General features: G+C 35.1%; 9 protein-coding genes. 6 read left to right on the top strand and 3 right to left on the bottom strand.

The annotated features are described in order from the left end of the window. Positions 1-137 precede the first annotated feature (137 nt). The 3 genes from BLW16_RS17315 to BLW16_RS17305 all read right to left on the bottom strand — a co-directional run bounded on the left by BLW16_RS17315 (position 138) and on the right by BLW16_RS17305 (position 2306). Positions 138-599, bottom strand: a complete 462-nt coding sequence (locus tag BLW16_RS17315; RefSeq protein ID WP_090558927.1) for a DoxX family protein — start codon at positions 597-599, stop codon at positions 138-140. Positions 600-776: 177 nt separating this feature from the next. Next, positions 777-1223, bottom strand: coding sequence for a hypothetical protein (locus BLW16_RS17310; protein WP_090558925.1), 447 nt, complete (start codon positions 1221-1223; stop codon positions 777-779). A 162-nt stretch (positions 1224-1385) separates the two neighbouring features. Continuing rightward, positions 1386-2306 (bottom strand): MBL fold metallo-hydrolase, encoded by a 921-nt coding sequence (locus tag BLW16_RS17305; RefSeq protein ID WP_175470629.1) that lies wholly within the window; start codon positions 2304-2306, stop codon positions 1386-1388. A gap of 293 nt (positions 2307-2599) precedes the next feature. On the opposite strand from BLW16_RS17305, the gene BLW16_RS17300 reads away from it, so the two are divergent. The 6 genes from BLW16_RS17300 (at position 2600) to BLW16_RS17275 (ending at position 8141) form a co-directional block, all read left to right on the top strand. Then, the gene (locus tag BLW16_RS17300; RefSeq protein WP_090558921.1) at positions 2600-3580 is read left to right on the top strand and encodes a helix-turn-helix domain-containing protein; all 981 of its coding nucleotides are present in this window, start codon (positions 2600-2602) and stop codon (positions 3578-3580) included. A 2-nt stretch (positions 3581-3582) separates the two neighbouring features. Next, positions 3583-4581 (top strand): helix-turn-helix transcriptional regulator, encoded by a 999-nt coding sequence (locus BLW16_RS17295; protein WP_090558919.1) that lies wholly within the window; start codon positions 3583-3585, stop codon positions 4579-4581. 912 nt (positions 4582-5493) lie between these two features. Then, positions 5494-6090 carry a Crp/Fnr family transcriptional regulator gene (locus tag BLW16_RS17290; protein WP_090558917.1) on the top strand — a complete coding sequence of 199 codons (597 nt, stop codon included), beginning with the start codon at positions 5494-5496 and terminating at the stop codon, positions 6088-6090. A gap of 298 nt (positions 6091-6388) precedes the next feature. Continuing rightward, positions 6389-7375, top strand: a complete 987-nt coding sequence (locus tag BLW16_RS17285) for a hypothetical protein (RefSeq protein WP_139298349.1) — start codon at positions 6389-6391, stop codon at positions 7373-7375. 14 nt (positions 7376-7389) lie between these two features. Further along, the gene (locus BLW16_RS17280; protein WP_090558914.1) at positions 7390-7821 is read left to right on the top strand and encodes a MauE/DoxX family redox-associated membrane protein; all 432 of its coding nucleotides are present in this window, start codon (positions 7390-7392) and stop codon (positions 7819-7821) included. A 77-nt stretch (positions 7822-7898) separates the two neighbouring features. Beyond that, on the top strand, positions 7899-8141 hold the full coding sequence (locus BLW16_RS17275; RefSeq protein ID WP_090558912.1) for a flagellar basal body-associated FliL family protein: 243 nt from the start codon (positions 7899-7901) through the stop codon (positions 8139-8141). Positions 8142-8692 lie beyond the last annotated feature (551 nt).

The following is an 8692-nucleotide window of genomic DNA, read 5'->3' as shown; positions in this document are numbered from 1 at the left end:
CACTGGGATATTTGTCCCCGGAGGAATTTGGTAAAAACTTAAATAAAGAAAATATTGCAGCTTAACTGAATGTCCATTTTATTGTTGCAATTCCAGCTAATAATGCTGAGAAGTTAATCTCTGACACTACAGTCTATTTATTTTACAGTTGGTAAAACTATGCAGGCCCTCCTCAAGCGCACAATATTATTATTTTTACAAATCAATGCATCTAAACTTGCTGGTCCACCGCCAGTAGTCATGGAAATAAATAAAAACAGGATATACAAAGTCTGCGGAAGATATAAGAAGTAACTGTACCATGTAAAAATATCAAGTCCTTTAGGAATATGGTTGGGTATATCAAAAGTGAACAATGCAGTAAATAAAATGACATTTAAAACGATAGCACTAAATCTTGTATAAAGATCAATTGCTAAAAGTAGTCCAAAAATGGCTTCATTTGATGCAGTGAAATTAGCAGTAAACTGAGGATAGGGAAAGCCAATATTAGTAATAGTTTTCAACATGGATGCCTGGAAAACTGGATTAAATAGCTTATTAACACCTGTAATTAAAAAAATCCCCCAATCGCAATTCGGCCAATGGAGTATGCGCACAGATTACTTTTAGTGTCTGTGGAAAATGTAAAGTTAAACATCGAAGATATGTATTAGAAGTGATTATAATAATTTTAGCATGAAAGGATAGTTAGCATTGAAACTAACCTTTCATTTTGCAAATAAGACCTCCTCTGATGATAGTATCAGAGGAGGTCTTATTATATTCGGCCGAAATTATTTTTGCATGCTGAATACCAAATAGCCTTTGTCTTTTGCTTTTATGGTGACGGTACCACTTGTTGCTTCATATGCAGTGCCATTTTGTAAAAGCGTTACCACAAGCCCGTCATTTACTGTACCTATAATTTTAGAAGTCGAAATTAGTTTGTCAGTTAGGGCGCTGTTAGCCTTAACATTATAACTTCCTACGATGTTAAGAGACTCGGGCTTTCCTACAATATTTGCTGCTTTCTTATTTTGATCAAATGATAAGCTAAGTGAGCTTAATGGAAACTTTACAGTCGCCGAATCTTTTCCAGCTGAATCATACTGAACGGATTCGATAAGTCTATATTGGCCTGTTGGAAGTTTTTTGCCTGGAGTGGTATCGTCATTATCTTTTTTACATGCAGTAAATGCAGTTGCTACAGCTAAGAATGCTACTAAAAATTTGATTTTCATATTTGTATTTTTATATGTTTAATAATTTATATCATCATGATATGAATCAATGATACAAAAGTATGACATGCAAGAATACCTCAATAGCTGGATAAGCCACAATAGTATGCAAATAAGACCAACCTATATCAAAGGCTGATTAGTTCTTAGTATAGTCTGGTTTCATTTAGATAATACAATGCTTTTGCCTCCCTGTAATATTTCAAATTTGAAATTGTCATCTCTTGTTTTCCCTATCAAAAGATCAAATGCTTTATAAGTGTCATCCATGACCCTGGGCATCATCTCTAAGTGATCAGAAAGAGGTTGCAAAAAATTATCCCAATGGATGGGCACTACAATCTTTGGTTTCAGGATTGCTACAGTTTCCTGGTAGTAGTTATTCATGAATACGCTGTCTCTCTTTCCCAAAGTTCCAACGGCTAAAAACAAAGCGTCGGCCCTCAAACCCTTTAGCTTTTCTGGGATGTAATTTGCACTTGCTTTAATATAAATGACATATCCCTTATGTTTTATTAAAAAATCATAGGAGCCGCCTTCTACATATTTCTTTACTTTCGCGGGCTGGATAAGGGATTCCGTTATATTTTTACCTAAGTCGTCGTTTAACGGCGTTGCAGGTGAGTGTCTGGAGGCGATCACAGAAACGTTGAAATCCCCAAACTGTTGTTCCCATCCATCCTTAAATAATGCCATTTTGTTATTGCTCAAACCACCTCCTTTTCCAATACTTAATGTTGATTGTGAACCGAGTAGATTGGCGTTAGTCTTTTTTGCAACATATGCCGCATCAAAAGCGTGATCATAATGTGAATGGGAGATAAATATTCCCTTTAATCTATTTATTTTATATTGGGAAAGAACGGTGTTAACCAAAGCGGTATCGGTCGAAACTTTTGATGTCGCCACCTTAAAGACTGAAGGTCTTGAGAAAAAGCAATCCACTAACAATTGTGTTTTACCATCATCCAACAGTAATGATGTTACGCCAAGATAGGTAACCTTTACAGCGTCCTTATTAGGAATTGAAGTATTATCGGAATAATACCTTTTATATGCATCCATCTTTTTAGCCGGTTTCATCAGATAACATCCACCAACGGATAAAAAGATAATGACCAGAACAAAATAAATGAAAAGTGATTTTAGTATATTCATATTTTGGATAACAATAATGGGCTTAAAATGAGTCTCATGGAGCCACAAGGTATTATAAAAATATGCTTATCAAGACTTCTATTTATTTATAAGTGCGATACTGGGTATAATACTGAAATACGATTCAATCCAAACGCGCTATTGTAAAGACAGATCAATAAAATAGGCGGTATCTTTATTAGTATCAGGGCAGGTTATTCATTAGATTTAGCGATCACATGAGAGAAGTTATTCACCAATATGGCGTAGAATCAGACTGGATGGAGAGCATGGCTGTCCAATTAGACGGATATGTACAAGGTAGTTATATAAAAGTTCCAGAGGGTGGAAGTCCTGGAACACGATATGTTTGCGCTATTAGTAACCAAATAACAGCATTTTTAGTTGATGTAGTCTATCATGAAGATGTTGTTTATCGGTTACGAAACACGCAGCATGATTTTATATCGTTATTTTTTAATCTAACGGAGGGTAACGCTACCCACATACTCAACGGTGTTTCACGTTCAATTGGACGCTGGGGATATAATTTAAGCGTTTTTGATTCCAACCTAGATGGTGACTATCTGGTAAAATCTGGTTGTACAACCTATATGATCGCTATTTTTATTAAGAAAAATGCGTTAAAGGAATATATTTCCGATATTCCTAAGTATAATCAAATTCTGGAATCCGTCTTCGAACCCGAGTTAAACACCATTGTAAGATTTGACAGAATGAGTAATCAAGCCTGGTGGTTAATGGATGAACTGCGAAGGTTTCCTCCTGGCGGACCTTTGTATGATGTATTTATTCAGGGTACTGTATATGGCCTGATTAGCGACTATCTTGACCAGCTTCTGGTGCAGGAGATCATTCTTGAAAAAGTAGTTCAGGAAGATGTTAGTAATATCATTAGCTCTCAATCCTACCTTGTTGAACATATAAAAGATCACTTTCCAGGTATACCGGCACTTGCATCAAAAGCATGTATGTCTGAAACAAAGTATAAAAAAATCTTCAAGAAAATAACCGGGGATAGTGCCAACTCCTTTTTTTTAACAAATAAACTATCTTTTGCAAAAGAACTCCTCGAAAAAGGCAACCATACCGTTGCAGAGATTGCTGATGAATTTAATTTCTTTGATGCTTCCCACCTCATTGAACAGTTTAGAAACAGTTACGGTGTCTCCCCCAAAGAGTATTTAATTAAACTATAACGATGAGTGAGGAAAGAATTGAATTCTTATATCATTATACGCTAAGTCCAGAATGGCAGCAGCAAGTAGCCGATAAATTAGGTGCTGTGATTACTGACCAGAAAATTATGGTGATGCCAGACTCAATTGCCACTGGCAGTTCCATATTTCTGGAGGTATTGCCGGGTTTATCTGTTTTTTTACTGGACATGACCTTTCATGTACCTGTAGCAATAACCAGAATCGCTACCGATCAAAACTACTATATGGCTTATTTCGATCTGGGAGATGAAGTTACAACCCATCTGTTGCATGATACAGAACATCGTGCTGGATATCAGTCGAAATTAGGCATGGGATTTATGGATGCCAGTATAAGAGGTATAATCATTCCTCCGGTAGAAGAGCGATCATATAGTTTAAGACTGATTATTGACAAAGATTTTTTAAAATGTTTATTTGCTCCCAACAGAGAAGAAGAAATCACTAGTGGCTTGTTTGACGAATCTAAAAATACACTTTTCTTTTACAGTCATATTGATAGCAGAAGCAAAGTGCTTTTAAACAGCTTAGAAAATCTTTCTTTCACCAGTACTTCATTTGAATTGAAACTTAAAAGCACTGCTTTGCGCCTTTTGGCCTATCTGGTAGACCGGGCTACAAGGTTCCAACCGATTATCAATAAGTTATCACAACAGGATATTGATCAGGTATTAAAAACCTCCCAATATATGCTGGATAATTTATTATCAGATTTTCCCGGCCTACACCAACTTTCAGCAATGGCTGATATGTCGGTATCAAAGTATAAAGTGCTGTTTAAAAAGATCTTAAAACAAACTCCAAACAGGTTTTTTTTAAATGAAAAAATGCTACTCGCGCAGACACTACTTTTAAGCGGAAATTTTAATAACGTTAATGACGTTGCCTATGAATTGGGGTATAATCAGCCCGGTTATTTTTCTGGATTATATAAAAAAAACTATGGTATTCTTCCAGGAGAAATAATGGTTAAATCGTAAGCCGTAACAGCCGTTATGTGGATAGCTAAAAGTTTGTTTAGATTTCAATCTTTTAGCTGATCCTACCAATAAATGAAATGTACTTCTTGAAAATTCCTATACAATTTCTTTTGCTAAATCAGCGATTAAACATAAATCAGATGGAAAATATTTCGAGAAGTGCCCACTTGGGTCCACCCCAATAGGAAAGTTATTTTTACCATACTCGTTAGTTGAAAATACTATTTTTCAAAGTTGCCAACTTTTTAGTTCAAAATTGAGGAGACAACGGGAGAGAGAAGCGAGATATCGAATAAATATTCCTTTATTTTTATAAACCCTTTACTCTTTAAATCGTCAATAATTGGTTCCAGCACCCTACAAAAGCGTTCCAGGTGTTCGAAGTAATTAGCGTTAAGGGTAGATTGTAATAATTTCTATGCAAGCTATGAGCGTCTGTTCAGGCCAGAACTATTTTAAAATTCTGTTCTATTTTGCTGTATTTGAACAATTTGATTCAAATCCTGTTCAAAGCAGTTCGGCTTTGTCCGGTAAGAAGTACGCCTGAAAGCCTTGGAGAAATCTAAGGCTTTTTTGGTTCCGGTATTTTAGAATTTTATCTTTTGCTTCCTTCAGGACCTGGTGGTCCGCCATCTCACCACTTTCGGTTATATAAAATAATAAGCTTTTTATTGAGTTCAGTGTTATATACTTAATCTAACGTTAGTAGTATTTAATATATATGTACATAATTATTCACAATGGTGGAATTTGTGTCTTATAGAAGAGGTCATTTATAAGTTGGTAATCGATGTGTAGATATAATTTAAATATGCTCAGCAATGTGACGTTAAAAAATACGGTTTGGTTAAGATTTCTGATTGAAAAGTGCGCGGGTATCGTCAGAATAGTCACTATATAAAAATCAATGATATGGACTACAAAAATTTTTTTAATTATTTATTTCCAGGAGATAAGCTTTCATCCTTTATGTTAGCACAATCTGCTCACTCGGTGTGGATTAAAGAACTGGAAAGTCAGTTAAAAACAATTGATATACAACATGGAAGAATACTGGCTCTGGGACGAAGTATACCTGATGTAATTTATTTCCTCGAAAAAGGAGCTATAAAAGGCTATGAGGATCATCAGGGCAAAAAAAAGATCACCCATTTATGGGAAAGTCCGTGCATAGTAGGCGATATCATAAGCTTCTTCTATGAATCTATCTCTTCCCTCAATATTGAGATAGTTCAGGATTCTTCACTTCTCGTGCTGGAAAGACCAGCATTGAGCAGTGTAATTATAACCTATCCGGAATCCTATTTAATTCGTGAATCAATTTTGTTGAAGCACATGATCTATTATGAAAAACAATACTTGGACTTTCAAAAGTTAAGTGCATTTGAAAGATTTAAGAAGTTGCTTTCTACAAGAAAAGGAATAGAGCTGATTTTTTCTAAAACTGATCTGGCTTCCTACTTATGTATATCCCGTTCTTCATATAATGAATTTTACGCCAGGAAATGACGCTGAGTATTTTTACTCGCGAAAACAGGAGCTATAGAATAGCCGGTTCTGTCGACCGGAGTTATACAATTGATTTGTCCAATTCTGGCACAACCCGAAGGATTAATGTACCTAACTTAGTTAAGTAGTACAGGGATAATAATGACAGTGGATTTTAGCGGACCTGAATTATAATAGAATTTAACTATATGATTTAAGTGATTAGAGAATAGAATACCTATAATTTCAACAGATGAAACGAGTAATATTATACATGATTCTTGTTATAGGTTTTGGTTTCCTGGCCGTGTATTTATTAATGCTTAATGCCAATTCCGGCGAAAAGAATAACGCTTTTGTAAGGAAAATCAAAGATCCGAAACTCAAGGTGCTACATATGTTTGAATTCCCAGACAAAACATTTGAGTTTTCTCCAGGATCCGGTAGTAAAATAAAATTAAACAGGTACGCTGATAAATTGAATTTGTATGAAATCGACTATGGATTAACAAAATTGGATACTATTGTGATCAGATATCCTATTCTTTTTAATTCAAAGGCTGTTAATATTTATAAAGATATTTTTCAATCTACAGTATTGTGTACCAACCTCTATGGTGATATTTTAAAGTCCAGTGGGACACAATCAGAAGTTCTTAAACTTACTTCATTCACATTTGACAGGTTCAAAGCGATATCTCCTCATACAATTATTGCAAGAGGCCGGTACCCTCATGGCAAAAACGATAACAGGTCCATCACAAAAATTTCCATAACTGACTCCGTCAAACTGGAAAAAGAATATGTACTTCCAAATTTAGCCAATGGCATATTTGCAAATGAAGGCCACTTATATTATGACAGGGAAAATGCCAGGGTATTCTACATGTATTATTACAGAGGGGAGTTTTTATCGCTGGATACTAATCTCAATCTACTTTACAAAAGTAAAACAATTGATACGGTCCTTACAGCAGATATTACCACAAAAGTGAAAACTGACGTTAAGGAAAATAAAAGGGTTATTATGCAAACTAAACCACCAAAGGTTGTAAATGCATTTATTACCGCTGATAAAAATCAAATTTATATACGTTCCAGATTGAAAGCGGATAATGATACAGAATTAAAATTTGCGGACAATAGTGTAATTGACACTTATGATAGTACTACAGGAAAATACAGGAATAGTTTTTATTTACCCAGATATAGGGGAATAAAGGTTTCGGATTTTCAAGTCAAAGGGGATACGCTGCTCGCTATTTATGGGAAATATCTTGTGAAATATAGTATGGATGAACATTAGTTATAAAAATATCAATGATAAAGAGAATCACAGTTGATATAGTCAGTTATGCATATGTATTACTATTTCTCTATGCGGCAACAAGTAAGTTGATGGATTATGATAATTCTGAAATGCAAATGTCAAAATCACCGGTTATAACAGATTACGCGTCAATTTTAGTGTGGTTGGTCCCTGCATTAGAGATTCTTATTTCAGTTCTTATTGCAATACCAAAGGCAGCAATGATAGGATTGTTAATGGCTTTGGGTATGATGTGTGCCTTCACCGGATATATATTTATCATTTTAAACTACAGTGATTTTATCCCTTGTTCATGTGGAGGAGTTCTGGCGATGATGGGGTGGAGAACACATATGGTATTTAATCTGGTATTTATTTTTCTAGCAATAGTAGCTATTGTTTTAAAGGCCCAAAAGGCCCTGGAAAAACAGCATAGTCCATAAAAATATTCTTAGGCCAATGAATCAGGAGCATCCGAAAACCTGAAATAGAGTAGGAACTTAATTTTAATATTTACATCATGAAAAAGTTATTTTTTTTCGCCGCAGTAGCGCTGGTTGCTGTAGGTGGTGCGGCAAACGCTAAGCTTTATCTGGTAGGATCAGACCAGGCAATTCCTTGTGATTTACCTATAAGTCCGAGTTGTGCTCAGGTTACCGGTTTACCACCGAGCTACCCGGTTTCTTCTGTACCCGCTACCAAAGGATCAACACAGCCTAATGACCGTGGAGTTTTAGCTGAATATAGCTATACCGGAATTTAATTGCGGAATTTATAGACATCGTTAAATTGGTTGAAGTTTGTTTAGCTTCAACCAATATTAAAAGATAAAGTCAGGCAGTATTGAAAATTGATGTTTTGATAGCAGAATTATAGCATCATGTAGGTTAGTCACCAGAGTCAATCTAAGCGAAACCAAAGTACACCACAAAAAGCTAAAAGTATCTATCCTAGCTTTCCCAGAATATAAAAGTAATTTGGTGCTAAATTTAGCGTCATTACTTAAAAAATTAAATAATGGCAGCATAGATTTGTTAACAAAAAGATTTCGGAATGGAAACTAAACGCAATCTTTTTCATTTATCTAAAATCACTTTACGATGTTTAAAACCAAAATCAATTAAGGCTGTTAGAACTTAAGAAAATTAAATCCACAGTTACGTACTTTTCCAGCATGGTTAGAGCAGTTTGGGAAAGCAAAATTTAACAGCAAATAGTACTAAACAAATAAACTTTTGCATTCTGAACTGTTCGGCATTACCGAACAGCTCAGAATGATGAGTTAATTCATGAGATCGGAATATGTGTTTGATA

The sequence above is a fragment of the Pedobacter hartonius genome (assembly GCF_900107535.1).
Taxonomy (GTDB): Bacteria; Bacteroidota; Bacteroidia; order Sphingobacteriales; family Sphingobacteriaceae; genus Pedobacter; species Pedobacter hartonius.
The sequence above is the reverse complement of the archived record's forward strand: the minus strand, read 5'-3'. Positions and strand labels throughout refer to the sequence as shown.